This window comes from Microbacterium lacus, assembly GCF_044794305.1.
In the GTDB taxonomy this organism is placed as follows: Bacteria; Actinomycetota; Actinomycetes; order Actinomycetales; family Microbacteriaceae; genus Microbacterium; species Microbacterium lacus_B.
The window spans coordinates 3,230,841-3,257,014 of record NZ_CP084996.1 but is presented as its reverse complement, the minus strand read 5'-3'; the positions used below and the strand labels follow the sequence as shown (position 1 = coordinate 3,257,014).

Here is a 26,174-nt window from a genome sequence, read left to right as displayed (position 1 = left end):
GAAGGATGCTGCTGACAGACGCCCTCGTGCTCGAGAACCCGTGGGTTCGGCTCGAGCCGCTCGATGTTTCGCACGCCGACGACCTCGCCGCCGCGGCGGCAGGGCTTGAGCACGCCTGGTACACGTCCGTGCCGACGCCCGAGACGATCGAGTCAGACATCGCCCAGCGACTGGCCTGGCGCGACGACGGCATGATGAACCCCTGGGCCGTGCGACGGCTCGACAGCGGACGCGTCGTCGGCATGACGACGTTCTGCAACATCGACCAGCCCAACCGGCACGTCGAGATCGGCTACACCTGGATCGGAGTGGACGCCCAGCGCACCGCAGTGAACTCGGCGATGAAGCTGCTCACGCTGGGCCACGCGTTCGAGCGGTGCGAGGCGATAGCGGTCGAGTTTCGTACTCACTGGCACAACCAACAGTCCCGCGCGGCGATCGCCCGGCTCGGCGCGAAACAGGACGGCGTCCTGCGCAACCACAAGCTCGGCCCCGATGGCACGCTCCGCGACACCGTGGTGTTCTCGATCCTTCCGGCTGAATGGCCCGCCGTTCGCCTCGGCCTTCAGCAGCGCCTCGCCCGCGGCTAGCGCCTGGCCGCGGCATCCGCCCGCCGGTTCGTGTGCTCACACGTGCGAGTTGCAGGGGGAACCGGTGTCTCCGGCGCTGTGAGGGCGCCCAACAGCGAAGTGGGCCTGCAACTGGCACGCCTGGCGGACATCCGGGCCTCGGCGTCCGGCCTCGGCGTCCGCCGGTGACAACTCAGCCGTCGATGACGGCGACGAGCTCGTCCAAGAAGGCCGCGAAGTCAGTGCCGCGCCGGACGATGCGCTGCACACTGTCGCGCTCGCTGAACACTTCGACGAACTGCTCGAACACGGTCTGGAACGCCTCGCGATCGTTCTCGGAGAATGCGACCATCGCGACCACCTGCACGCGCCCCTCGCCCCACGCGATCGACGGATCGGCGATGCCGATCGCGATGGCCGTGCGAGTCGCTGTCATTCCCAGGGCGTGGGGCACCGCGAGCGCGTCGGTGAACCCGGTGGACGAGAGCCGCTCACGCTGAATCGTCCTCGTGACGTAGTCGTCGTCGATCACGCCCTGCGCTGTCAATAGTGCGCCGAGCCGCCGGATCACCGCCTCCTCGTCGAGCCCGTCCAGGCCGCGGAGGAAAGCCGAGGGCTCGAAGTACCCCTCGAGTTCGGAGCGCAGGCGCGTCAAGCGACGAGCGCGACGGATGCGACCGGCCGCGGCCTGCACCCGCTCGACGTCGGACTCGGTGAGGAACGGCTGGATGCGCACAATTCGCTCGCCGCGGTCCGCCGCAGCGGCCGGGTCGATCGTGGTGAGCACGAGGTCGGTATCGATCGACGACCAGTCGGGGTCCACGCGAGTCTCGACGCCGACCACCTCGATCGCTTGCCCGAGCGAGCGGTCCACGCTCGACCGCAGCAGTTCGTGCAGCTCGTAATAGCCGGGGCACACGATGGTCGCGGTCAGAAGCTGATCAGCCCGTCTACTGCGCTCGAGGCGACCGCCGACGTGCATCGCGATGTAGGCGATCTCGTCGTCGAGCAGCGGAATGCCGAGCCGCTCGTGCAGGCCGTTGGCGATGAACACGGCGACTTCGAAGATCATCGGGTACGTCGACTTGAGCGAGCGCGTGAGCGGATTGCGCGACCATGCCTGTTCCCGCGACCGGTGCAGGAGGTTCTGCACGTGGAGCGCCAGACGCACGATGAAATCCTCGTCGGCGATGTCGACAAGGAATTCGGATGCTGCCTCCCCGACGACCTCGCGCACGACGTGCTCCACTTCGGGCTCGAGGCTTGCGCGCGCCTGATCTTGCGGCGCAGCGCCGCCGGGTGCGACGACCCGGGTGAGGACAAGGGTCGTGAGGTGCTTCAGGTCTCCCCCGCCGAGGCGCACACCGAAGTGCCGCTCAGCGAGCTCATCGAGGATCTCGGCGACCCCGGGATGCGAAGCACGGCCGTCCTCGGCCGCCGATTCGAGCGGCCGGTCGCGCGAGACCCGGTCGGCGGCGATCGCGATGTGCATCACGACGTCCGAGATGCCGAACTCGTTGACGTACCACCCGAGCGCGCCCAGGCGCGCGACCAGATCGGTCTTGAACGGGCCGAACGCGTTCGCACCGACCGAGCCTTCGCCGAGCGTGCGGCGCAGCGCTGCGAGATCGAAGGATCCAGCATCCATTTCATCGTGCGCGAGCCGGCTCAGCAGGCGCCGCTGAGCAGCCTCGGTCCCGCGGAGCCGCGCACGAGCGGCAGACCGCTCCAGCGTCAGCTGCGTGCCTCCGAGCAGACCTCGCACCCGCGCGAGGTCGGCATCGAACGTGGCTGAACTCACGTGCAGGCGCTCCGCCGTATCGAACACGTCGATGCCGTCAGAGGAGTCGAGGAGTTGCCTGACCAGGGTGTGCAGACGGTCACGGGGGGTGCCGGCATCCGCTTCTGCGCGTAGTGCTGTCGCCGCATCACTCCCCGCGCGGTACCCCGAGGGCCCTGATTCGATCGCGACTCCCGGGCTCACGCGCGCGTTCGCGCCGGTCACATACGAACGGATGCTGCGGGGCGTGACCCCGAGGGCGTCAGCGAGTGTCGCGGCGGTCGCCCACTCGCCATCGCGCGCGAGAAGAGCCAGCAGTCGGTCCTGCTTCGCTCGTGTCACGGAAGACTCCTGTACGCGCCGTCGGGTGGCTTTGCCAGTCAACCACGTCGCGCGCCTCGAGAGCCCGAACGCTTTCCGCCCCTGCGGAAGAACGACTGGTTGTCCGCTCCCAGCGTTTTCACAAGAATGGGCACAGGAAGGCGGGTCAATGAGGATCCTGGTGGTTTGCGGTGCGGGTGCGTCCAGCACTTTTGTCGCGCAACGCGTGCGGCACGCCGCGCACGACCGGGGACTTGAGTACATCGCCTTCGCTGGCACCGAGCAGTCGCTTCCGATTGATCTCGATGCTGCGGACGTCGTCCTCGTGGGGCCGCACCTCGCTCATGCGCTGACGCGCATCGAGCGAGACGCCGCCCTCCGCGGAACGACGGTCGTACTGCTGCCGTCCGACATCTTCAACGATCTCGACGGTACGCGGACACTCGAATTGGTCCGCGCCGCGGTCGGAGGCTCCGGGGGGACCCTCCAGACCGCGGGCAGCCTGCCCCTTCCCCTCGCAAACGCCGGCGCGCCCGCCACTTCAGACCACCCACCGCACGACGAGAGAAAGGACAGGCTGATGCCCCTCACCCGGACAGTCCGGATCGGCTCCTCCCACGGCCTGCACGCCCGCCCCGCAAAGCTTTTCGCACAGGCTGCCAAGGAATCCGGCATCCCGATCACCATCGCGAAGGATGCCGGTAAACCCGTGAACGCGGCAAGCATTCTCGGCGTCATATCGCTCGGAATCGAGCAGGGCGACTACATCACTCTTACTGCGGACGGCGACAACGCCGAAGCGGTGCTGGACACCCTGAGCGAACTGCTCGCGACCGATCACGATGCGGAGTAGATCATGGCTGAGCTTCGTGGAGTAGGAATCGGCCTGGGAGTAGCCCAGGGACCCGTCGCGCGGATGGCAGAACCTCTGCCCGCACCCAGCGATGCGGCGAGCGAGATCAGCGCGGACGAAGAGACGACCCGCGCCCGTGAGGCCGTCGCGGCCGTCGCGCGTGAACTCGAAGCCCGTGGCGCCCAGGCGGGCGGCGCGGCACAGGATGTGCTCGAGGCGCAGGCCATGATGGCCGAAGACCCGACACTCGAATCCGAGATCGACGACCGTATCGCTGCGGGCAAGACTGCGGAGTTTGCGGTGCACGATGCGTTCGCGTCGTTCCGCGCGCAGTTGGTCGCGATGGGCGGCTATCTCGGCGAGCGCGCCGCCGACCTCGACGACGTCGCGCAGCGGGTCATCGCGCGTCTTCGCGGTGTCGCGGCACCTGGCGTTCCCGACCCCGGGCACCCGTTCGTGCTGGTCGCCAAAGACCTGGCTCCGGCCGACACTGCGCTCCTGGATCTCGACAAGGTGCTCGCGCTCATCACCACCGAAGGCGGACCGACCTCGCACACCGCGATCCTCGCCCGCGAGAAGTCGATCGTCGCGGTCGTCGGTACGGTCGGCGCGAAGGATCTCGCCGAAGGCGAGATGGTGATCGTGGATGCCGCGAAGGGCGTCGTGACGACGAACCCCTCGGCGGCAGACCTCGACCAGGCCCAGCACCGTGCCGATGCGCGCGCGTCGGCCTCATCGGCTCCGATCACCGACGGTGCTCTCGCGGATGGCACCCCGGTGCCACTGTTGGCCAACCTCGGCAAGCCGGGAGGTGCCGCAGAAGCGGTGGAACTCGGCGCCGAGGGCGTGGGGCTCTTCCGCACGGAGTTCCTCTTCCTGAGCTCGAGCCAGGCACCCACGATTGAACAGCAGCGCGAGGCGTACACCGAGCTGCTCGCGGCGTTCCCCGGCAAGAAGGTCGTCGTACGCGTCCTCGACGCCGGAGCCGACAAGCCGCTGGCGTTCCTCAACGACGCGCACGAAGAGAACCCGGCACTCGGGCTCCGAGGCATCCGTGCCCTGCGTGCGAGCGAAGACATCCTGCGTGAGCAGTTGACGGCGCTGGCGCAGGCGGATGCTGCCACCGACGCCGACCTGTGGGTCATGGCGCCGATGGTGGCCACGGTCGAAGAAGCCGACTACTTCGTCGACATTGCCCGGGACTACGGCGTCAAGACCGCCGGAGTCATGGTCGAGGTGCCGTCTTCGGCACTGCTGGCCGACCGGATCCTCGTGAACAGCGATTTCGCCTCGATCGGCACGAACGACCTCACCCAGTACACGCTGGCGGCAGACCGACTGCTCGGCTCGGTGGCATCGTTCCAAGACCCGTGGCACCCCGCGGTGCTGCGGCTCATCCGCGAGGTCGGCGACGCCGGTCGCGCGAACCGCAAGCCCGTCGGCATCTGCGGCGAGGCAGCGGCTGATCCGCTCCTGGCGGTCGTCCTGGTCGGCCTCGGCGCGACGTCGCTGTCGATGGCGCCCACGGCCCTCGCGGACGTGCGTGCCTCACTCCTCGAATACTCCCTCGACGATGCCCGAACGATCGCCGAGGCAGCCCTGGCCGCGAATGGCGCGGCCTCTGCCAGAGATGCGGCCCGTGCGGCCGCAGAATCCCGAACGGCCGCACGCGCGGCCACACAATCCGAATGATGAAGGAGACACAGCCATGACAACGGCGTCAGTGCCCCAGGCGGGCACCAACAAGGCGCGAGTCGGAGTCCAGCGCTTCGGCACGTACCTGTCCGGCATGATCATGCCGAACATCCCTGCGCTCATCGCCTGGGGTATCTTTACGGCGTTCTTCATCGATGTGGGGTGGACTCCGAACGCCGACCTTTCGACAATCGTCGGACCGTTCATCCACTACCTTCTGCCGATCATCATCGCCTACACCGGTGGAGCCATCATTTACGGCGTCCGCGGCGGTGTCGTTGCCTCCATCGCCGTCATGGGCGCGATCGCGGGCTCCGACAAGCTGATCGCCGACTTCAACGCCGGACTTGCCGAAGGAGCCTCGCAGCTCGGGCAGGTGCACATGTTCATCGGTGCGATGATCATGGCACCGATCGCGGCGTACACGATGCGCTGGCTCGACAGCCTGTGGGAAGGCAAGATCAAAGCCGGCTTCGAGATGCTCGTGAACATGTTCTCGGCCGGCATCTGGGGCTTCGTCTTGGCCGTCATCGGGTTCTACCCGATCGCCTGGCTGGTCAACGGCGTCATGTCAACGCTCAGCAACGCGGTCAACTGGCTCGTAGAGATGAACCTGCTCCCTCTCACGAGCATCGTGATCGAGCCGGCGAAGGTGCTGTTCCTCAACAACGCCATCAACCACGGCGTTCTCACCCCGCTGGGAATCCAGCAAGCAGCCGACGCTGACAACAGCGCGTCAATCCTCTTCCTGCTCGAGGCGAACCCCGGTCCCGGCCTCGGTTTGCTGATGGCCTTCGCGATCTTCGGTCTCGGCGCGGCACGTGCCTCGGCTCCGGGCGCGGCGATCATCCAGTTCTTCGGTGGCATCCACGAGGTGTACTTCCCGTACGCGCTCATGAAGCCGGTCGTCATCCTCGCGCTCATCGCCGGGGGCATGACCGGTGTCACGACGAACATGCTCATGGGAGGTGCGCTTCGAGCGCCTGCCGCTCCAGGCAGCATCTTCGCGGTCCTGGCGCAGACGGCTTCCGGCTCGTATCTGGCCGTAATCCTGTCCGTCATCCTCTCGGCCGCGGTCACCTTCCTGATCGCTGGGATCATCCTTCGCGCCTCGCGTAAGCGCGACCTCGAGGCGATGGCAGCGACCGACGACGCCTTCGGCGCTGCGATCACGCAGACCGAAGCGGCCAAGGGCAAGTCTTCGGACGCGCTCGGCGGCCTGCGCGGCGGTGCCGCAACGGCGGCGGGCGGCGGCATCGAGCCCGCGACCATGACCGAGCGTCACGTGTCGAACATCGTGTTCGCGTGCGACGCCGGTATGGGTTCGTCGGCGATGGGAGCCAGCGTCCTGCGCAACAAGATCAAGCAGGCCGGCATCGAGGGAGTCACGGTCGTCAACAAGGCGATTGCGGCGCTGGACAGCTCGGCCGACCTGGTCATCACGCAGAACCAGCTCACTGACCGTGCGCGTCAGCAGACACCCGACGCGATCCACGTGTCGGTCGACAACTTCATGAACTCGCCGAGGTACGAAGAGGTCGTTGAATTGGTGCGCGACCAGCAGACCAAGGCGTAGCACACAGACAGCTGCGGGGTCGGACGGCGGGAGGCCTCCGGCCCCGCGGCCTTTACGGTCACGGGGTTCGCTCCAGGCGAGCCCCGTGGCCATTCCTTGAACTTCTCGATACGTTCGATATGACGTCCGCGGCACTCGCGGAGACAGAAAGGCACGAAGATGGCACTCGATGTTCTGAGCCTCGGTCAGGTCCGCATCCACTCCGGAAGCGCGACGCGAGAGGAGGCGATGAAGGAAGCTGCTGACATCCTCGAGTCCGCAGGCGCCGTCACCAGCCGCTATTACGACGCGATGCTGCAGCGCGAAGAAACCGTCTCCACGTACATGGGCATGGAGCTCGCGATCCCCCACGGCACGAACGAAACGAAAGCCGAGATTCTTGCTTCCGCACTGTCGATCACGCGGTACGACGGAGGGGTCGACTGGGGCGGAGAGCCCGTGACCTTCGTCGTGGGCATCGCCGGTCGCGGCGACGAGCACCTCGAGATCCTCTCGAAGATCGCCATTCTCTTCTCGGATGATTCCGAGGTGCAGCGACTCAAAGCGGCTGAGAGTCCCGAAGAACTCTTCGAGATCGTCTCGGCTGCGGGCGTCTGATGAAGGCTGTCCACTTCGGCGCGGGCAATATCGGCCGAGGTTTCGTGGGCCTACTGCTGCACCAGGGCGGGTACGAACTCATCTTCTCTGACGTCGCGGCACCCCTGGTCGACGCGATCAACGCTGTCGACAGTTACACGGTCCATGAAGTCGGCGAGGGCGGCAAAGACACCGTAGTCACCGGTTTTCGCGCGATCAACAGCGCCGAGCACCCTGACCAGGTGATCGATGAGATCGCCGGCGCCAACATCGTGACGACCGCCGTCGGCCCGACCATCCTGAGGTTCGTCGCCCCGCACATCGTCGCCGCCCTCGCGCTGCGCGACCCGTCGTCTCCCCCGTTGCAGATCATGGCGTGCGAGAACGCGATCAACGCCACCGATCTGTTGCGCGACGAGATCATCGGCCTCGCCGGCGGCGCGTGGGATGCCCTCGCCTCCCGCGCCGTCTTCGCCAACACCGCCGTCGACCGTATCGTGCCCGGGCAGCCCGACGGAGGCGGCGTCGACGTCACCGTCGAGCCCTTCTACGAGTGGGCCATCGAGCGTCCGCCCTTCGGCGACAACCCTCCGAACATCCCCGGGGCCCACTTCGTCGACGACCTCGCGCCGTACATCGAGCGCAAGCTCTTCACTGTGAACACCGGCCACGCCACGACGGCCTATTTCGGTGCACGCGCGGGTGTGGAGAAGATTTCGGATGCTTTGGCGGGCCCCGAGATCGCCGCACAGGTCGCAGCGACTCTGGAAGAGACCTCGGCCCTCTTGGTTGCCAAGCACGGCCTCGACCCGGTCGCGCAGGCGGACTACCGCGCGACCATCCTGAAGCGCTTCCGCAACGACGCGCTGCCCGACACCGTGTGGCGCGTCGGACGTCAGCCCCTGCGCAAACTGTCGCGGAATGAGCGGTTCATCAGTCCCGCCGCCGAGGCCGCGGAGCGCGGTCTTTCGGTCGATGCGCTGGTGGCCGCCATGGGTGCCGCACTCGAGTTCGACGACGCCGAAGACCCGCAGTCGGTCGACCTGCAACGGATGATTCGCGAGCAGGATGCGGCATCCTTCACCGCGTCCGTCACCGGAATCGGTCCCGAGCATCCGCTTTTCGCTCGCGTTCAGGCGGTCGTTCAGGCACGCCAAGCCGACCTCGGCTGACGGGGTCGGCACGACGGCCGTCGTGCGCGGACGCTTTGATCGAGCCACGTAGACTCTCCCGTCGTGACTTTCGTCCTCGCTCTTGCCGCTCTCGCCGCGTTCGTGGCAGCGGTCATCCAGCGCATCACCGGACTCGGTTTCGTGCTCGTCCTGATCGGTCCAATCGTGGCGCTGTTCGGCCCGGTCGAGGGTGTCACGATCGGGGTTCTCCTGGCTCTGGTTGCGTCCTCGAGCGCCGTTCCTCTGGTCTGGCGCCAGGTGGAGTGGGGCCGCACGTGGTGGCTCATCTGGCCGGGACTCATCGCCGCACCGTTCGGGGCGCTGTTGATCCGACTGCTCCCCGAAGCCGCTCTCCTCCTCCTCATCGCCGCCATGGCGTACTTCGCACTGATTGCTGGCTGGATCCCCGCTCTCTCGGCTTCGCTCCGCGGACGCCCGGGAGCAGTGGTCGCAGGCTCTGCGGCGGGTTTCATGCACGTCGCAAGCGGGCTGTCAGGCCCGGCATTGGCGGCCTACGCGGTCGGCGACAAGTGGGAGCAGCGCCGCTTCGCGGCGAGCGTCCAGGTGATCTTCGTCGTGTTCAGCGCGGTGTCGGTCGCTCTCCGCGGGCTTCCGGTCTCGCCCATCCCCGACGTGTGGATCCTCGTGGCGGCTACTGTCGCCGGCATCATCGTGGGCACACTCCTGACCCGGTTCGTGCCGCCGCGCGTCGCGCGCACAGCCATGCTCACGATCGCGTGGGCCGGAGCGACCGTGGTGCTGGTGCGCGGAATCCTGGCACTGTTGTTCTGAACTCTCCACAGCCTCTTACGGTGCAATTCAGAATTTCAGTTAAGAACGGCTAACATCGTCAGGTTGTCCGAGCGTGGGTTCGACACGAAGACGTGTGGGAGAGAGTGATGAGCGAGCACAAATACGCGATCATCGGGGCGGGGCCTTCGGGCCTGTCCGCGGCGCGCGCGTTGCAGCGCGCGGGTATCGACTTCGACGGGTACGAGGCATCCCGCGGCGTCGGCGGACTGTGGGACATCGATAACCCGCGCTCGACGATGTATGAATCCGCGCACCTCATCTCGTCACGCACGACGACCGAGTTCGCCGAGTACCCGATGGACTCCACCGCCGACTACCCGAGCCACAAAGAGCTGATCCGCTACTTCCGCGACTTCGCCGATCACTTCCGTCTCACCGAGCGCTTCGTCTTCGACACGAAGGTCACCGCCGTCGAAAAGACGGACGACGGGTGGATGCTGCGCACCGCCGGCCTCGACGGTGAGAGCGAGCGCCGCTACGCCGGAGTGATTCTCGCGAACGGCACGCTGGCAGAGCCCAACATCCCGGACTTCCGCGGCGAGTTCACCGGCGAACTGCTGCACACCTCGCAGTACAAGAGCGCATCGCAACTCACCGACAAGCGGGTGCTGGTCATCGGTGCGGGCAACTCCGGCTGCGACATCGCCGTGGATGCGGTGCACCACGCAGCATCCGTCGACATGAGCGTGCGCCGCGGCTACTATTTCGTGCCCCGCTATCTGTTCGGAAAGCCCTCTGACACCCTCAACCAGGGCAAGCCGCTGCCGGCGAAGATCAAGCAACTCGTCGACACCCGCGTACTGAAGGCGTTCACGGGCGACCCGGTGCACTTCGGCTTTCCGAAGCCGGACTACAAGCTGTACGAGTCGCACCCGATCGTCAACACCCTGATCCTGAACCACCTCGGCCAGGGCGACCTGCACATCAAGGCCGACATCGAGCGGTTCGACGGGCAGACCGTTCACTTCCGCGATGGGTCATCGGGCGAGTACGACATGATCCTCCTCGCCACCGGCTACACCCTCGACTATCCGTTCGTGGCTCGCGAAGACCTCAACTGGACAGGCTGGTCGCCCAAGCTCTTCCTCAATGTCTTTCCGCCTTCGTTCAACGGGCTGTACGTCATGGGCATGATCGAGGCGTCCGGCATCGGTTGGCAAGGCCGCTACGAACAGGCCGCGCTGATCGCCGAGTATCTGCGTGCCGTCGAAGAGCACCCCGAGCGCGCCGCCGCGTTCCGCGCGCGCGTCATCACCCAGGCCTGGCCAGACCTCACGGGCGGGTACAACTACCTGGGACTTGAGCGCATGTCGTACTACGTCAACAAAGACGCGTACCGGGGCGCGGTGCGCGTGGCGGCCGAGTCCCTGCGCAGTGACATCACAGAGGCGCCGCGGCGCGGCATCGGTCCCGCGCTTTCACGACTGCCCCGCCCCTCGAAGAAGAGGACACCCGCATGAATCCCGACGACATCATCCTGAACTTCAACCCCGGCACGTTGGTCATCCTCAACGTCGTCCTGGGTCTGATCATGTTCGGCATCGCCCTCGACACCACGGTCGACGACTTCAAGGTCGTCGCACGCAAGCCGAAGACGTTCATCATCGCGATCCTGGCGCAGCTGATTGTGCTACCCGCGGTGACGTTTGTGCTCACCCTGATCCTGCCGGTCACCCCGTCGATGGCGCTCGGTATGATCCTTGTGGCCTGCTGCCCGCCCGGCAACATCTCGCAGGTGCTGACCCACCGCGCGGGGGGAAACGTCGCCCTATCGGTTTCGATGACCGCCGTCGGCAACCTCATCTACATCTTCGTCCTGCCCTTGTCAGTCGCGTTCTGGGGGTCGCTGCATCCCGCCGCTCGCGAACTGCTGACCGCGGTCGAACTCAACCCGTGGCAGATGCTCGTCGACATCTTCTTGATCATCGGCCTGCCCTTCATCGCCGGTCTGCTGATCCGCAACCGCTTCGAGCGGTTTGCGAAGCTCGTGCAACGGTGGGTGAAATGGTTCTCGCTCCTCGCCCTCGTCGGCTTCATCGTCGCTGCGCTCGCTGGCAACTGGACGTACTTCGTCGCCTTCCTCGGGATCATCATCCTTGTGGTCACGATCCACGACGCGGTTGCCCTGGCGATCGGCTACGGCACCGCCGTCGTCGGCGGCCTCGGCACCCGCGAGCGCAAGGCGATGACCTTCGAAGTCGGCATCCGCAACGCTGGACTCGGCCTCGGCCTGATCTTCACCTTCTTCGGAGGTCTCGGCGGCATGGCGATCGTCGCCGGCTGGTGGGGAATCTGGGACATCATCGCGGGCCTCATCGTCGCTGCACTCTGGGCCCGACACACCAAGCGCCGCACCGGATCGGTGAAGGGTGACTCGTCGCGTCACGCTGCGACAGAGAGTCCGGATGCTTCCGCCGGGGCATCCGCATGACACGAGTCCTCGTCACAGGCGGTGCGGGCTTTCTCGGCTCGCACGTCGTTGCGGCGCTTGTCGCTCACCCCGGAGTGGAACTGGTCGTCGCCGGCGATGTGCGGCGGCCGGAGCATCCGATCGAAGACGTCGTCTACGACGAGTGCGACGTGACCCGCACCGGATCACTCGGCCCTCTGCTGGAGCGACACGAGATTGACACCGTCGTGCACCTGGCCGCGATCGTGAGCCCGGGCCGCGATCACGACCTCGAGTACCGCGTAGACGTCGACGGGTCGCGCAACGTCATCGACGCGTGCGTCCAAGCGAGGGTGAAGCGCCTGGTGGTGTCATCCTCCGGTTCCGCCTACGGCTACCACCCCGACAACCCTGCCTGGCTTACCGAAGCTGACCCGGTGCGCGGCAACGACGAATTCCCCTACTCCCGCCACAAGCGACTGGTCGAAGAGATGCTCGCTGTTGCGCGGGTGGAGCATCCCGAACTCGAACAGGTGACCTTCCGCATCGGGACGATCCTCGGCCCGACCGTGCAGAACCAGATCACTGCGCTCTGGGACGGCGGGCGCATCCTCGCCATCGCCGGCTCGGACTCTCCCTTCGTCTTCATCTGGGTCGACGATGTCGCCGCCGCCATGGCGCGAGCAGCCACCGACGGCCCTGCCGGCATCTACAACGTCGCTGGCGACGGCAAGCTCACCGTGCACGAGATCGCCGCGCGCCTCGGCAAGCCGCTGCTGACGGTGCCGGCGGGCGTGCTCGCCTTTGGACTGGGGGTCGCGCGCGCCCTGCGCCTCACCGTCCACGGCCCCGAGCAGGTGCGGTTTCTCCGCTATCGGCCCGTGCTCGCCAACGCCCGGCTGAAGGAGGTCTTCGGCTACACCCCCGCCAAGAGCTCAGCCGATGCCTTCGAGGCGTATCTGGAGTCCCACCCGGGCGTCGCCCGGCGCTGAGCCGCGGCATCCGCGACCGGCCCGTCCCAGTGAATGTGACGCGGCCGTCAAGAATGTGTCGCGAGTGGTCGCATCGGCTGCGTCACAGCGACCATAGGGCACCCTTTTGCCTCGCGGCCGGGTAAGAACTAGCGGGAGAAGCCCTCGGCGATCAGCTCGATGAGCTCTTCGCGCTCCTCGACCGGCAGGAAGGCCCCGGCCGCAGCGTTCAGTTGGAACGCCTCAAGGTCGTCGAGGGTGTAGTCGAAGGTCTCGGCCAGCAGGGCGAGCTCGCGAGTCAGTGATGTGCGGCTCATGGTCCGGTTGTCGACGTTCACCGTGACCGAGAAGCCGAGCTGGTACAGCAGGTCGAAGGGGTGGTCTTCCATGGTCGTACCCCACGCGGCGATCGCACCGGTCTGCAGGTTCGACGACGGCGAGAGCTCGAGCGGAATCTCGCGGTCGCGCACCCATCGCGCAAGGTCGCCGAACTTCACGTAAACCTCGTCGGCCTCGCTCGAGACGACCTCGAGGTCTTCGGCGATGCGCACTCCGTGGCCGAGCCGCAGAGCGCGCCCGTCGATAAGTGCGCCGCGGATCGAGTCGAGTCCGGCCGCCTCGCCGGCGTGCACGGTGGCAGGGAAGAACTCTGACGCCAGGTAGTCGAATGCCACGCGGTGGTTGCCCGCAGGGAACCCGGCTTCGGGTCCGGCGATGTCGAAGCCGACGGCGCCGCGTCCACGCCACGCTACGGCGAGCTCGGCGATTTCGAGCGACCGGTCCGTGTGGCGCATCGCGGTGATGAGCTGACCGACACGGATGTCGTGGCCTGCGCGTTCCGCGGCATCTTCGCCCGCCTCGATCCCCTCTTGGACGGCGGCGACGACCTCGTCCAGCGAGAGCCCGCGGGTGAGGTGCTGCTCAGGCGCCCAGCGGACTTCGCCGTAGATCACGCCGTCGGCGGCGAGGTCTTCGACGAACTCGCGCGCGACCCGGGTGAGGCCTTCTCGGGTCTGCATGACGCCCGTGGTGAGGTCGAAGGTCTTCAGGTACTCCACCAGGGAGCCCGAGTCGCTCTTGTCGGCGAACCAGTCCGCGAGCGCGTTGCCGTCGGATTCGGGAACGTCGAGTCCGATGACGTCTGCCAGTTCGATGATCGTCGCGGGGCGCACCCCGCCGTCGAGGTGGTCGTGCAGCGAGACCTTCGGAAGCCCGCGGATCGAGAGCCCCTGCAGGTCGGCGTCGCCGTGCTGGTCGATGGACATTCGAACTCCTCGGGTTGTGCGAAAAAGATGAAGAAGGCGGCGGATGCTGCGGCTCAGGCCGTGATGCGTTCGAGCACCAAAGGGGTCGTCGCGGGAGCATCCGGGCCGATGTCGTACGATCCGTCGAGCGCTTCCAGAGCGCGGTCGAAACGGGTGTCATCGTGCCCGAGCAGGGTGAACAGCGGCTGACCAGCCGTGACTTTGTCGCCCGGCTTGACGTGCAGGTCGATGCCGGCGGCGTGCAGCACGGGATCTTCGGCGCGGGCGCGCCCGGCGCCAAGCCGCCAGGCGGCGATACCGAACGGGAGCGCGTCCATCCGGGTTACGAACCCCGATGTCGTGGCAGTGACGATGTGGGTGTCGTTCGGCGCGGGGAGCGAAGCATCCGGATCCCCATCCTGCGCGCGGATCATCGAGCGCCAAGCGTCCATCGCGCGTCCGTCGCGCAACGCCGCCTCGACGTCTGCGTCAGGCTGACCGGCGAGGGCCAACATTTCGCGCGCAAGAGCGAGGGTGAGCTCGACCACATCGGCGGGGCCGCCGCCGGCGAGCACCTCGACCGACTCGCGGACTTCGTTGGCGTTGCCGATCGCGAGCCCGAGCGGAGTGTTCATGTCGGTCAGCAGAGCCGTCGTCGACACTCCCGAGTCGGTGCCCAGCGCGACCATCGTGCGCGCCAGCTCTCGGGCGCGATCCACGTCGCGCATGAAGGCGCCCGACCCGAACTTCACGTCGAGCACGAGCGAGTCGGTGCCCTCGGCGATCTTCTTCGACATGATGCTCGAGGCGATCAGCGGGATGGCCTCGACCGTGCCGGTCACGTCGCGCAGGGCATAGAGTTTCTTGTCGGCCGGGGCAAGGCCCGACCCTGCCGCGCAGATCACCGCACCGATCTCACGCAGTTGGCGGAACATCTCGTCGTTCGACAGCGCCGCGCGCCAGCCCTTGATCGACTCGAGCTTGTCGAGGGTGCCACCCGTGTGGCCGAGTCCTCGACCAGAGAGTTGCGGCACCGCGACACCGAACGCTGCGACGAGTGGCGCCAAGGGCAGCGTGATCTTGTCACCGACTCCGCCGGTGGAGTGCTTGTCCACCGTCGGCTTGCCGAGCCCCGCAAAACTCATGCGCTCGCCCGAGGCGATCATCGCGTCGGTCATCACGCGGATCTCGTCACGCTCCATGCCGTTCAGCAACACAGCCATCGCGAACGCGGCCATCTGCGAGTCGGCGACGTAGCCGCGCGTGTACGCGTCGACCATCCACCGCAGGGCGTCTTCGGGGACAGCTCCCCCGTCGCGCTTCGTGCGAATCACATCGACCACGTCGTGCGGCTCGACCGAGTTGCTCATCGCCCGGCCTCTTCGAGGTCGCGGGGGCCGAAGGCATCCGGAAGCACTTCATCGATGGTGCGGATGCCGGACACGGTCTCGAGGAGCATGCCCGGGATCGCGAATTCGTACAGGAGCTGCCGGCAACGACCACACGGCATTATCGTGTCGCCGTGCCCGTTCACGCACACGAACGCCACAAGGTTTCCGCCGCCTGACATCTGCAGCTCAGAGACCAGCCCGCATTCGGCGCACAGGCCCACGCCGTACGACGCGTTCTCGACGTTGCAGCCGGTGACGATGCGGCCGTCCGAGACGAGGGCGGCTGCTCCCACCTTGTAGCGCGAGTACGGTGCGTACGCCCGCTGCATCGCGTCGGTCGCAGCAGCGCGAAGTTCGTCCCAATCGATGTCGGTCAACGTCATCCCTTTATGTATGGTTTGCCCGCAGCCGCGGGCCCGCGTATCTGTCCCGCGAAGCCCGCTACGGCGAGAATCGTGACGAGGTACGGGAGCATGAGCATGAACTCACTCGGAATCGGGGTCTCGAGCACCGTCAGCAGGTTCTGCAGATTCGTCGCGAACCCGAAGAGCAGGGCCGCGAGCGTCGCACGGATGGGGTCCCACCGGCCGAAGATCACCGCGGCGAGGGCGATGAACCCGAGGCCGGCCGTCATCTCTTTGGTGAACTGGCCGACCGAGACGAGCGTGAAGTACGCACCGCCGATGCCGGCGATCGCGCCGGCGAGCGACACGTTCCAGAACCTCGACATGTTGACCTTGATGCCGACGGTGTCGGCGGCCTGTGGGTGCTCGCCGACTGCGCGCAGGCGCAAGCCCCAGCGTGTGCGGTAGAGGCCCCAGGCAACGATCGCCACCGTGAAGTACATGAGGTACACGATGAAGGTCTGGTTGAACAGCACCGGTCCGATGATCGGGATGTCACCGAGCAGCGGGATCTCAATCCGCGTGAACCGCACGGGGCGGTTGAGCGCGGCCTCGTTGGGCACCAGCAACGCCCCGTACAGGAACCCGGTGACTCCGGTGACGAGCACATTCAGCACGACTCCGACGATGACCTGATCTACGAGGTACTTGATCGAGAAGGCCGCGAGCACAAAGGCGACGAGCACGCCGCCGATCATCGCGCCGATGAGGCCGACGAACGGATTGCCCGTGATGCTCGAGAGCAGGGCGGCGCTGAACGCTCCGAGCAGGAACTGCCCTTCGATAGCGACGTTGACCACGCCTACGCGCTCGCCGATCACACCGCCGAGGGCACCGAAGATCAGCGGCACCGACAGCGAGACTGCACCGAAGAGCAGACCGGTGACCGGAACGAGTCCGTCAGCGGCCGCCCAGGTGAGGAACGCGAAGATCGCCAGCACGCCGTAGGCGATCGGCAGCCAGAGTCCCGTGCGGCGGTAGGACCAGGCATCCCACAGCGCCCACAGCGTCAGCAGCACGAGGACGACGAACACACCCCAGCTGGTGGCGGCCGTGGGCACGCTGACGTTGGGCAGGTCGATGGAGGATGCGGGGTCGCCGAGCCGGAACGTGCTCACACCGTCGCGCGGCACGAACAAGAACAGCAGGAACAACAGCACCGTGGCGATGCTGAGGCTGATCGCCATCTTCCAGCGGCGCACCTTGACGGTGGTGAGCTGCGAGGCTCCTGCCGAGGTCGGAGCAAGCGTCGTCATGACATCACCGCCTTCTTCGCGGCCTTGGCTCTGGCCTTCGCCGCCTTCTCTGCGTCCGTCTTCGGGAGGAAGAAGATCGTGCGGATGAGCGGGGGTGCCGCGATGAACAGCACGATCAGCGACTGGACGACCAGGACGATGTCGACGGGGATGCCCTGGGACGCCTGCATCGTGAACGAACCGGCCTTGAGTGCACCGAACAGGATGCCGGCGGCGAACACTCCCCACGCCCGGCTGCGGCCGAGAAGTGCAACCGTGATCGCGTCGAAGCCGATCCCCGCGTCGATATACCCGTCGAAGCCGGAGGTGACCGACCCCTGGATCTGGTTCATGCCGGCAAGGCCGGCAAGACCACCGGCGAACAGCATGGCGTAGATGTACATGCGCTGCACCGAGATGCCGGCTGCGCGCGCAGCGTGCGGGTTCTCACCGACAGCCCGCAGGCGGAAGCCGAGGCTTGAGCGTTCGACGAGCCACCACACGAACACCGTGGCAGCGATGACGATGATGAAACCCCAGTCCAACAGCGGGAAGCTCGGGCCGAACAGTTCGGGGAACTGGGCGTTCGCGGGCGTGGGCGCCGAGATCGGCTGGTCTCCCGCAGGGCGCTGCAACAGGCCGGGCGTGCGCACCATCCATGTCACCAGGTAGAAGGCGATGTAGTTGAGCATGATCGTCAAGATCACCTCGTGGGCCCCGGTGCGTGCCTTCAACAGACCGACGATGCCACCCCAGAGCGCGCCACCGGCAATGCCCGCGATCAGGGTGATCGGCAGCTGCAAGAACATCGGGAGGTCGAGGTTGAACGTCAGGAGTCCAGCAACGGCACACGCGATGAGGATCTGACCACGGCCACCGATGTTGAACAGTCCGACGCGGAACGCAAGACCCACACCGAGGCCTGCCGCAATCAGCGGCGCGGCGAACCCGAGTGTGTTGGTGAGTGGGCGAATCTGGGCGGTGAAGTCAGCTCCACGCGGATTGAAGATCGATCCGCGGAAAAGCGCTTCGTATCCGCCGTAGACGGCACTCCAGATCGCGGCGAACGTGTCGCCCGGTCGCTGGAAGAAGTAGCCAGCCGCCGTCTGCACGTCTTCGTTGGTGACAGCCATCATGATGCCGCCGACGATCATCGCCGCAACAATGGCCAACACCGTGGTGACCCAGTTGCTGCGCAACAGCTCCTTCAGAAAGACGTTCTGCCGGGGTGCCGGCTCGAAGTCCGCCGCAGATGGCTCAGGTTCATTGCCCTTACCGGTGAGGGGACCTCCCACGGAGGGCAGTTGCTCCGGAGGGAGCCCGTCGAGGGGACGTTCTCCGTCGGGGGTCTGACCGCTCATGCCGCCGCCTCCTCTACTTTTTCGCCGGCCATCATCAGGCCGAGCACATCACGAGGGGTGTCTCCGGGCACGATGCCGATGATGGTGCCGCGGTACATCACGACGATCCGGTCAGCGAGCGCCGCGACCTCGTCGAGCTCGGTGGAAACGACCACAACTGGGACCCCTGCGTCCCGCGACTCGATGATGCGTTTGTGGATGAACTCGATGGATCCGACGTCCACACCGCGGGTGGGCTGTGCGGCCACGAGCAGCTTGAGTTCGCGGCTCATCTCTCGCGCAATGACGACCTTCTGCTGGTTGCCGCCCGAGAGCGTCCCGGCGAGGGTGTCAGGGCCTTGTGTGCGGATGTCGTACTCGGTGATGCGCTCCTTGGCGAAGGCGTCGAGCGCGCCGCGGCGAATGGTGCCCGCCGTGACGAACTCCGCGTCCGAGGAACGATCCAAGATGAGGTTCTCAGCCACGGTGAACGCGCCGACAAGCCCGTCCTCTTTGCGATCTTCGGGAACGAATCCGACGCCTTCGTTCAGGATCGCGCGTACGCCTTTGCCAACGAGTTCGACCCCGTCGAGGCTGATCGATCCGGTGATGCGGTCGGCGAGGCCGACGATGGCCTCGACGAGCTCGGTCTGTCCGTTGCCTTGCACTCCGGCGACGGCGATGACCTCACCCGGGCGCGCATCGAAGCTGACGTTGTCGACGACGGCGATGCCGTCGGGAGTGAGCACGCGCAGGTCGCGCACGGAGAGTCCGCCTTCACGTACATTAGGCGGATTCTTCTGCACGGTCAGCTCTACGGCACGCCCGACCATGAGCGATGCGAGTTCGACGTTTGATGCGGTGGGGGATGCTTCGCCCACGACTTTGCCGAGGCGGATCACGGTGATGCGATCGGCGACTTCGCGCACCTCACGGAGCTTGTGGGTGATGAAGACGATTGAGGTGCCTTCGTCGCGGAGCTGGCGCATGATGCCCATCAGCTCATCGGTCTCTTGGGGTGTCAGCACAGCGGTCGGCTCGTCGAAGACGAGCACCTTCGCGTCTCGAGAGAGCGCCTTGATGATCTCGACCCGTTGCTGCACGCCGACGGGGAGGTCGCCGACGATCGCGTCGGGGTCGACATCGAAGCCGAAGCGCTTCGCTACGTCGCGCACGTGCTGCCGGGCTTTGGGCAGGTCGAGCGCCCCGAGAGCCTTGGTGTCTTCGTGGCCGAGCATGACGTTCTCAGCGACGGTGAAGACGGGGATCAGCATGAAGTGCTGATGCACCATGCCGATGCCGGCGGCCATGGCATCACCCGGGCCGCGGAAGTGCTGAACGGTGTCGTCCAGCAGTATCTCGCCCTCTTCGGCCTGATAGAGGCCGTACAGGACATTCATCAGAGTGGACTTACCTGCGCCGTTCTCGCCCAGGAGGGCGTGGATCTCACCCGGCTTGACCACAAGGTCGATGTGGTCGTTTGCGACGAGGGACCCGAACCGCTTGGTGATTCCGCGGAGCTCGAGCTTCATATGTGAACCCTATCGAGACAGTCGTACGGGCTGGAAGAACCGCGGCCGGGTGGAAGCATCCACCCGGCCGCGGTCACGGTACTGCGTGCGAACTACGGGGAGCTCGGCGAGGTGACCTCGAGCTCACCCGAGATGATCTGCTCCTGGAGAGCGGCGAGCTCGTCGAGCAGGCCAGCCGGAAGCTGCGACTCGAACGAACCGAAGCTCGAGAGGCCCACACCCTCGTTCTCGAGGGTGCCGACGTACGGTGCAACGTCGAAGTCGCCGCTGGCGGCCGAGATCGTCGCGTCGTACACAGCAGTATCGATGCGCTTCATGATCGAGACCAGCACCTTGTCGGCAACCGAGGGGTCAACGACAGCGAGGTCGGAGTCGACACCAAGGAGGAGGACGTCGGAACCAGCGTCGTCAATGGCTGCAGCGGCGCTCTGGTAGATCGGGCCACCGACGGGAAGGATCACGTCGACGCCCTGGTCCAGCACACCCTGTGCGGTCTGCTTTGCGACGTCGTTCGCGGCGAAGCCACCGGTGAACGAGCCATCCTGAGCTGCGACGTCCCACCCGAAGGTCTCAACCGTCTTGCCCATGTCTTCGTTGAACTTCGCGACGCCATCGATGAAGCCGTCCATGAAGATCGTGACCGGCGGGATCGTGATGCCACCGAAGGTGCCGACCTTGTTGACACCGGCAGCGTCCGACCACGAAGCGGCGGCGTAGCCACCGAGGTAGGCAGCCTGAACGGTGTCGAACACGAGGGGCTTGATGTTCGGCGCGTCGGTCTCGCCGTTGAAGTCAGCGTCGGCGTAGTCGTCGATGATCGCGTAGTCGATCTCGGGGTTCGCCGTTGCCGAAGCAATCGTGTCGGCCGACAGCTTGAAGCCGACGGCGACGATGAACGTGCAGCCCTCGGCCACGAGGTTCTCGAGGTTGGGCGCGTAGTCGTTGGCGGAGCTGGACTCGACCTCGATGAAGTCGACGCCGAGCTCGTCGGCCGCGGTCTCGATGCCGGTGAGTGCCGACTGGTTGAACGACTTGTCGTTGAACCCCCCGTCGTCCGACACGAGGCAGGGCAGGAAGCCCTCGACGGCCGGGCCGGTGCTTTCGCTGGCTTCGCCGGACGGGGTGGACTCGGGCGCAGCGCCACAGCCAGCGAGGACGAGCGCGATACCCGCCGCCGCCGCGATGCCGGCGAGCTTCTTGGTGCGTGAGATGGTCAACTCAGCCTCCAGATCGATGGCCCCGCGGCTCTCACGGGGACGGTAAAGGTTACCTAGTGTGACGGTCCGCTTGCGTGTCGGACCGACACCTCGGACGCAATGGTTACAAAGACGCAATAGTCACGACATATCAGATGCCGAAGCATCCGTTCAGAGAACGTCTCCACGGCCGGTCAGCTTGAGGGCATCGACGACGCCCTTGACCCGCTGCGCGTGCTCGCTCGTGGTGACGAGGAGGGCATCCGCGGTGTCGACGATGACGATGTCCTTGACCCCGATCACGCTGATCACGCGAGCCGTTTGCGACACGACGATGCCGCTCGATGCATCGGCGAGCACCCGCGCATTCGCGCCCAGGATGGCCAGGTTCTCTTTGCGTCCGCCTGAGTTGAGCTTCGCAAGACTCGCGAAGTCACCCACGTCGTCCCAGTCGAAGTGGCCAGGGATAACGGCGAGGCGTCCCTTCTCGGCAGCCGGCTCGGCGACGGCGTAATCGATGGCGATCTTCGTCAGCGTCGGCCAGACACGGTCGACGACCGGGCCGCGCGCGTCACGGTCGTCCCATACCTCCGCTAGCTCCATGAGTCCGGCATAGAGCTCGGGCTGGTTCTCGGCTATCTCGCCCAGCAGGACATCGGCGCGCGAGATGAACATGCCGGCGTTCCACATGTACGACCGGTCGCCGTAGTACTCGCGAGCGGTCTCGAGATCGGGCTTCTCAACGAATCGTTCGACGGATGCTGCTTCCGGAGCGCCGTCGACGGGCAACTCCCCACCCTTCTTTATGTAGCCGAATCCGACGGACGGCTCGGTGGGAGGAATTCCGATCGTGCAGATGTAACCCTCCCTGGCAACCGCGACCGCCTGCTGAACGGCGAACTCGAACGTGCGGGTTCCGCGGATCACGTGATCGGCCGCGAACGAGCCGATGATCACCTCGGGTTCGCGACGGGAGAGGATCGCCGCGGCAAGTCCGATCGCCGCGGCGGAATCGCGCGGCTCCGACTCGAGGATCACATTGAGGTCGGCGAGCTCTGGCAACTCGCGCTCCACGGCTGCGCGGTGGGCGCGGCCTGTCACGACCGCGATGCGGTCGGGACCCGACAGCGGCGCCAACCTGTCCCACGTGTCCCGCAGCAGGGTCTGACCCGACCCCGTGAGGTCGTGCAGGAACTTGGGAGCATCGGCGCGGGACAGCGGCCACAAGCGGCTGCCGATCCCGCCAGCGGGAATGACGGCGTAAAAGTCCTCGATGGGCTCTGGCATGTCTCCACGGTAGCGGCCGCGCGAGTCGTAAAGATTTCAGCTTCTTTACCGGTGAGAAGACCCCCTCCAAAAGGATGGTGGCAAAGGTGGGCCTTCGTCGCCGCTACTCCAATAGCGGGAATAGGATGAAAGGGCGTCCAGGTGACGCGCCGGCTCGGTAGTGCACGGGCCATTCGGAGGGGCAACGGATAGCCCCCCAGCAGTTCTATCAGGGAGGACGGCCGTGTCGGCACCAGCTCGCCTCATACCGGCAGTTTCGGAGACCACCTCACGCGTTCCCCGGGGAACGCTCTATCGCGGCCGCGAGGGAATGTGGTCCTGGGTTTTGCACCGCATCACCGGCATCGCGATTTTCTTCTTCTTGCTCGTGCACGTGCTCGACACCGCGCTCATCCGAGTGTCGCCGGAGGCGTACAACGCCGTGATCGGCACGTACAAGAACCCCATCATGGCGATCGGTGAGGTTGTCCTCGTGGCCGCGATCGCCTACCACGCGTACAACGGACTGCGCATCATCGCCGTCGACTTCTGGCCCTGGGCCACCCGCCACCAGCGACAGCTCTGGTGGGGAGTGCTGGGACTGTGGGCCGTGACCATGGCCGGCTTCACACCCCGTCACCTCATGCTCGCCTTCGCGGGCTTCGGCGGCGAGGGAGGCCACTGATGACTACGATCGCTGACCCTCGTTCCCCCCGCACGTCTGTGCGCCGCTCCGGACCCAACCTCGAAAAGTGGGGCTGGATCTACATGCGCGTCTCGGGCGTAGTGCTGGTCGTCCTGATCTTCGGGCACCTCTTCATCAACCTGATGGTCGGTGAGGGTATCCACGGCCTCGACTTCGCGTTCATCGCCGGCAAGTTCGCCACCCCGTTCTGGCAGTGGTGGGATGTCGCGATGCTGTGGCTCGCCCTCATCCACGGCGCCAACGGCATGCGAACGATCGTCAACGACTACGTGCTGAACGAGCGCACGCGCAAGGTTCTGGTGTGGGCACTATGGCTCTCCGCCGGATTCCTCATCGTCCTCGGCACCCTGGTCGTGTTCACCTTCGACCCGTGCCTCGGCGTCGAGAACAGCACGACCGAGTGGCTGATCGAAATGTGCGCAGCGCAGTGAGCGGCAACAGCATCCGTCCCCGCTAGATGACGACGCAGTACCTGACGAAGTAGAAACAGAGGCATCCCACACGTGAGCACCCAGACCCCCGCAGGCGTCAGCACCTCCAGCTACGTCAAGGACGGCGTCCACTACCACGAGTTCGACATCGTCATCGTGGGCGCCGGCGGCGCCGGCATGCGCGCGGCGATCGAAGCCGGTCCCGGCGCGAAGACCGCCGTCATCTCCAAGCTCTACCCGACCCGCTCGCACACCGGTGCGGCCCAGGGCGGTATGGCAGCGGCGCTGGCGAACGTCGAAGAGGACTCGTGGGAGTGGCACACCTTCGACACTGTCAAGGGTGGCGATTACCTCGTCGACCAGGATGCGGCTGAGATCCTCGCGAAGGAAGCGATCGACGCCGTCATCGACCTCGAGAACATGGGTCTGCCGTTCAACCGCACACCCGAGGGCAAGATCGACCAGCGCCGATTCGGCGGCCACACGGCCGATCATGGCAAGACTCCCGTGCGTCGTGCGTGCTACGCAGCCGACCGCACCGGGCACATGATCCTTCAGACGCTCTTCCAGAACTGCGTCCGCCTCGGCATCAACTTCTTCAACGAGTTCTACGTCCTCGATCTGATCACGGTCGACAAGGTCGACGGCTCGAAAGAGATCGCCGGCGTCGTGGCGTACGAGTTGGCCACCGGCGACCTGCACGTCTTCCACTCGAAGGCCGTCATCTTCGCCACGGGTGGCTTCGGCAAGATCTTCAAGACGACCTCCAACGCGCACACCCTGACCGGCGACGGCGTCGGCATCGTGTGGCGCAAGGGGCTGCCGCTCGAAGACATGGAGTTCTTCCAGTTCCACCCGACCGGCCTCGCGGGCCTCGGCATCCTGCTCACCGAAGGTGCCCGCGGTGAAGGTGCGATCCTTCGCAACGCGAGTGGCGAGCGCTTCATGGAGCGCTACGCGCCGACGATCAAAGACCTCGCGCCGCGTGACATCGTAAGCCGCTGCATGGTCCAAGAGGTCGCTGAGGGCCGTGGCGCAGGCCCGCACAAGGACTACGTGCTACTGGACTGCACCCACCTCGGTGCCGAAGTACTCGAGACCAAGCTCCCCGACATCACCGAGTTCGCGCGCACCTACCTGGGCGTCGACCCGGTCGTCGAGCCGGTTCCGGTCATGCCGACCGCCCACTACGCAATGGGCGGCATCCCGACGAACAACGACGCACAGGTCCTCTCGAACAACACCACCGTCGTCCCCGGACTGTACGCGGCGGGCGAGTGCGCCTGCGTCTCGGTGCACGGCTCGAACCGTCTCGGCACGAACTCGCTGCTCGACATCAACGTCTTCGGCAAGCGCGCCGGCAAGAACGCCGTTGAGTACGTCAAGACCGCCGAGTTCGTTCCGCTCCCCGAAGACCCGGCCAAGGAGGTTCGCGAGCTCATCGAGGGCCTGCGCAACAACCAGGGCACCGAACGTATCGCCGTCCTCCGCAAGAAGCTGCAGGACGAGATGGACCGCAAGGCGCAGGTGTTCCGCACCGACGAGTCGCTCGGCGAAGTACTCGATGTCATCGAAGAACTGCGCGGCCGGTTCAAGAACATCCACGTGGATGACAAGGGGAAACGGTTCAACACCGACCTGCTCGAGGCAGTCGAGCTCGGCTTCCTCCTCGACATCGCCGAGGTCGTCGTCGTGACCGCCCGCAACCGCGAAGAGAGCCGTGGGGGTCACATGCGCGACGACTTCCCCACGCGCAACGACGAGAAGTACATGCAGCACACGATGGCGTACCTGTCTGGGGATGCCGGGTCTTCGCAGTCCGCCGACCACATCCGCCTGGACTGGAAGCCCGTCGTGTTCACGAAGAACGAAGCCGGCGAGTTGCGCTACCCGCCGTTGGAGAGGAAGTACTGATGTCGACGGTCGTCGCAATGGACGAATCCACGCTCGAAGCTGCTCAGGAGCCCGTGCAGGACACCGGCATCCAATCGTTCCTCGTCACCTTCATCATTCGTCGCTTCGACCCTGAGGTAGACGAAGAGCCGCGCTGGGTCGACTACGACGTCGAGCTCTACTCGACCGACCGAGTTCTGGATGCCCTGCACAAGATCAAGTGGGAGGTCGACGGCTCGCTGACGTTCCGCCGCTCGTGCGCCCACGGCATCTGCGGCTCCGACGCGATGCGCATCAACGGTCGCAACCGGCTCGCGTGCAAGACACTCATCAAGGATCTCGACATCTCGCAGCCGATCTACGTCGAAGCGATCAAGGGCCTTCCGCTCGAGAAGGACCTCGTCGTCGACATGGAGCCGTTCTTCGCGTCGTTCCGCGAGGTGCAGCCGTTCCTGATCTCGGGTTCCGTTCCCGAGAAGGGAAAGGAGCGCATCCAGTCGATCGTCGACCGCGAGATCTTCGACGACACCACCAAGTGCATTCTCTGCGCGGCATGCACGTCGTCGTGCCCTGTTTTCTGGACCGACGGGCAGTACTTCGGACCCGCCGCGATCGTCAACGCGCACCGCTTCATCTTCGATTCCCGCGACGATGCCGCGGACGTGCGCCTCGACATCCTCAACGACAAAGAGGGCGTGTGGCGGTGCCGCACCACCTTCAACTGCACCGAGGCATGTCCCCGAGGCATCGAGGTCACCAAGGCCATCGCCGAGGTCAAACAGGCGGTTCTGCGCGGCCGGTGACCCGCTTCGATAACCTGG

The 26,174-nt window shown here is 65.9% G+C and carries 23 protein-coding genes and 1 pseudogene; 15 read left to right on the top strand and 9 right to left on the bottom strand.

Going from position 1 to position 26,174, the window contains the following annotated elements; all coding sequences use genetic code 11:
* Positions 1 to 5: 5 nt before the first annotated feature.
* Positions 6 to 590, top strand: coding sequence for a GNAT family N-acetyltransferase (locus tag LG299_RS15305; protein WP_404431745.1), 585 nt, complete (start codon positions 6 to 8; stop codon positions 588 to 590).
* A 172-nt stretch (positions 591 to 762) separates the two neighbouring features.
* Here the strand turns inward: LG299_RS15305 and LG299_RS15300 are convergent, their stop codons facing one another.
* Positions 763 to 2,691, bottom strand: a complete 1,929-nt coding sequence (locus LG299_RS15300; protein ID WP_404431743.1) for a BglG family transcription antiterminator — start codon at positions 2,689 to 2,691, stop codon at positions 763 to 765.
* Between LG299_RS15300 and LG299_RS15295 the strand changes: the two are divergent.
* The 10 genes and pseudogenes from LG299_RS15295 to LG299_RS15250 form a co-directional block, all read left to right on the top strand.
* Positions 2,585 to 2,986 (top strand): annotated as a pseudogene (locus LG299_RS15295) (hypothetical protein); the annotation flags it as partial. The gene LG299_RS15300 and the pseudogene LG299_RS15295 sit on opposite strands and share 107 nt — an antisense overlap.
* A gap of 264 nt (positions 2,987 to 3,250) precedes the next feature.
* Positions 3,251 to 3,523: an HPr family phosphocarrier protein gene (locus tag LG299_RS15290; protein WP_404434919.1), complete on the top strand. Its 273-nt coding sequence runs from the start codon at positions 3,251 to 3,253 to the stop codon at positions 3,521 to 3,523.
* A 3-nt stretch (positions 3,524 to 3,526) separates the two neighbouring features.
* Positions 3,527 to 5,215 carry a phosphoenolpyruvate--protein phosphotransferase gene (gene ptsP / locus LG299_RS15285; RefSeq protein ID WP_404431741.1) on the top strand — a complete coding sequence of 563 codons (1,689 nt, stop codon included), beginning with the start codon at positions 3,527 to 3,529 and terminating at the stop codon, positions 5,213 to 5,215.
* A gap of 16 nt (positions 5,216 to 5,231) precedes the next feature.
* Entirely contained in the window at positions 5,232 to 6,794 is a 1,563-nt protein-coding gene (locus LG299_RS15280) for a PTS mannitol transporter subunit IICB (protein ID WP_404431740.1), read from the top strand.
* A 159-nt stretch (positions 6,795 to 6,953) separates the two neighbouring features.
* The gene (locus tag LG299_RS15275; protein ID WP_404431739.1) at positions 6,954 to 7,391 is read left to right on the top strand and encodes a PTS sugar transporter subunit IIA; all 438 of its coding nucleotides are present in this window, start codon (positions 6,954 to 6,956) and stop codon (positions 7,389 to 7,391) included.
* Positions 7,391 to 8,542 carry a mannitol-1-phosphate 5-dehydrogenase gene (locus LG299_RS15270; protein ID WP_404431737.1) on the top strand — a complete coding sequence of 384 codons (1,152 nt, stop codon included), beginning with the start codon at positions 7,391 to 7,393 and terminating at the stop codon, positions 8,540 to 8,542. Before LG299_RS15275 ends, LG299_RS15270 begins: the two co-directional genes overlap by 1 nt.
* 63 nt (positions 8,543 to 8,605) lie before the next feature.
* The gene (locus LG299_RS15265; protein ID WP_404431735.1) at positions 8,606 to 9,334 is read left to right on the top strand and encodes a TSUP family transporter; all 729 of its coding nucleotides are present in this window, start codon (positions 8,606 to 8,608) and stop codon (positions 9,332 to 9,334) included.
* Between the two features lie 107 nt (positions 9,335 to 9,441).
* Complete coding sequence (locus tag LG299_RS15260) at positions 9,442 to 10,815, top strand: flavin-containing monooxygenase (protein ID WP_404431733.1); 1,374 nt, start codon at positions 9,442 to 9,444, stop codon at positions 10,813 to 10,815.
* Entirely contained in the window at positions 10,812 to 11,786 is a 975-nt protein-coding gene (locus LG299_RS15255) for a bile acid:sodium symporter family protein (protein WP_404431731.1), read from the top strand. The genes LG299_RS15260 and LG299_RS15255 overlap by 4 nt, the downstream gene beginning before the upstream one ends.
* Positions 11,783 to 12,736, top strand: coding sequence for an SDR family oxidoreductase (locus LG299_RS15250; RefSeq protein WP_404431729.1), 954 nt, complete (start codon positions 11,783 to 11,785; stop codon positions 12,734 to 12,736). Before LG299_RS15255 ends, LG299_RS15250 begins: the two co-directional genes overlap by 4 nt.
* Before the next feature lie 128 nt (positions 12,737 to 12,864).
* Here the strand turns inward: LG299_RS15250 and LG299_RS15245 are convergent, their stop codons facing one another.
* From LG299_RS15245 to LG299_RS15210, 8 genes are all read right to left on the bottom strand, one after another.
* Positions 12,865 to 13,980 (bottom strand): adenosine deaminase, encoded by a 1,116-nt coding sequence (locus tag LG299_RS15245; protein WP_404431727.1) that lies wholly within the window; start codon positions 13,978 to 13,980, stop codon positions 12,865 to 12,867.
* Between the two features lie 53 nt (positions 13,981 to 14,033).
* Positions 14,034 to 15,329, bottom strand: coding sequence for a thymidine phosphorylase (locus LG299_RS15240; RefSeq protein ID WP_404431725.1), 1,296 nt, complete (start codon positions 15,327 to 15,329; stop codon positions 14,034 to 14,036).
* Complete coding sequence (locus LG299_RS15235) at positions 15,326 to 15,727, bottom strand: cytidine deaminase (RefSeq protein WP_404431723.1); 402 nt, start codon at positions 15,725 to 15,727, stop codon at positions 15,326 to 15,328. The genes LG299_RS15240 and LG299_RS15235 overlap by 4 nt, the downstream gene beginning before the upstream one ends.
* A 2-nt stretch (positions 15,728 to 15,729) precedes the next feature.
* Positions 15,730 to 17,010 carry an ABC transporter permease gene (locus LG299_RS15230; RefSeq protein WP_404431721.1) on the bottom strand — a complete coding sequence of 427 codons (1,281 nt, stop codon included), beginning with the start codon at positions 17,008 to 17,010 and terminating at the stop codon, positions 15,730 to 15,732.
* The gene (locus LG299_RS15225; RefSeq protein WP_404431719.1) at positions 17,007 to 18,350 is read right to left on the bottom strand and encodes an ABC transporter permease; all 1,344 of its coding nucleotides are present in this window, start codon (positions 18,348 to 18,350) and stop codon (positions 17,007 to 17,009) included. Before LG299_RS15225 ends, LG299_RS15230 begins: the two co-directional genes overlap by 4 nt.
* Positions 18,347 to 19,861 carry an ABC transporter ATP-binding protein gene (locus tag LG299_RS15220; RefSeq protein WP_404431717.1) on the bottom strand — a complete coding sequence of 505 codons (1,515 nt, stop codon included), beginning with the start codon at positions 19,859 to 19,861 and terminating at the stop codon, positions 18,347 to 18,349. The genes LG299_RS15225 and LG299_RS15220 overlap by 4 nt, the downstream gene beginning before the upstream one ends.
* Before the next feature lie 92 nt (positions 19,862 to 19,953).
* Positions 19,954 to 21,078, bottom strand: a complete 1,125-nt coding sequence (locus tag LG299_RS15215) for a BMP family protein (RefSeq protein WP_404431715.1) — start codon at positions 21,076 to 21,078, stop codon at positions 19,954 to 19,956.
* A 150-nt stretch (positions 21,079 to 21,228) separates the two neighbouring features.
* A complete protein-coding gene (locus tag LG299_RS15210; RefSeq protein ID WP_404431713.1) occupies positions 21,229 to 22,344 on the bottom strand; it encodes a mannose-1-phosphate guanylyltransferase in 1,116 nt (371 codons plus the stop codon).
* A 223-nt stretch (positions 22,345 to 22,567) separates the two neighbouring features.
* Between LG299_RS15210 and sdhC the strand changes: the two genes are divergently transcribed.
* The 4 genes from sdhC (at position 22,568) to LG299_RS15190 (ending at position 26,156) form a co-directional block, all read left to right on the top strand.
* A complete protein-coding gene (gene sdhC, locus LG299_RS15205; protein ID WP_404431711.1) occupies positions 22,568 to 23,008 on the top strand; it encodes a succinate dehydrogenase, cytochrome b556 subunit in 441 nt (146 codons plus the stop codon).
* Positions 23,008 to 23,460 (top strand): succinate dehydrogenase hydrophobic membrane anchor subunit, encoded by a 453-nt coding sequence (locus LG299_RS15200; protein WP_404431709.1) that lies wholly within the window; start codon positions 23,008 to 23,010, stop codon positions 23,458 to 23,460. Before sdhC ends, LG299_RS15200 begins: the two co-directional genes overlap by 1 nt.
* 72 nt (positions 23,461 to 23,532) lie before the next feature.
* On the top strand, positions 23,533 to 25,374 hold the full coding sequence (gene sdhA, locus LG299_RS15195) for a succinate dehydrogenase flavoprotein subunit (RefSeq protein ID WP_404431707.1): 1,842 nt from the start codon (positions 23,533 to 23,535) through the stop codon (positions 25,372 to 25,374).
* A gap of 17 nt (positions 25,375 to 25,391) precedes the next feature.
* Complete coding sequence (locus LG299_RS15190) at positions 25,392 to 26,156, top strand: succinate dehydrogenase iron-sulfur subunit (protein WP_404434917.1); 765 nt, start codon at positions 25,392 to 25,394, stop codon at positions 26,154 to 26,156.
* Positions 26,157 to 26,174: the final 18 nt, after the last annotated feature.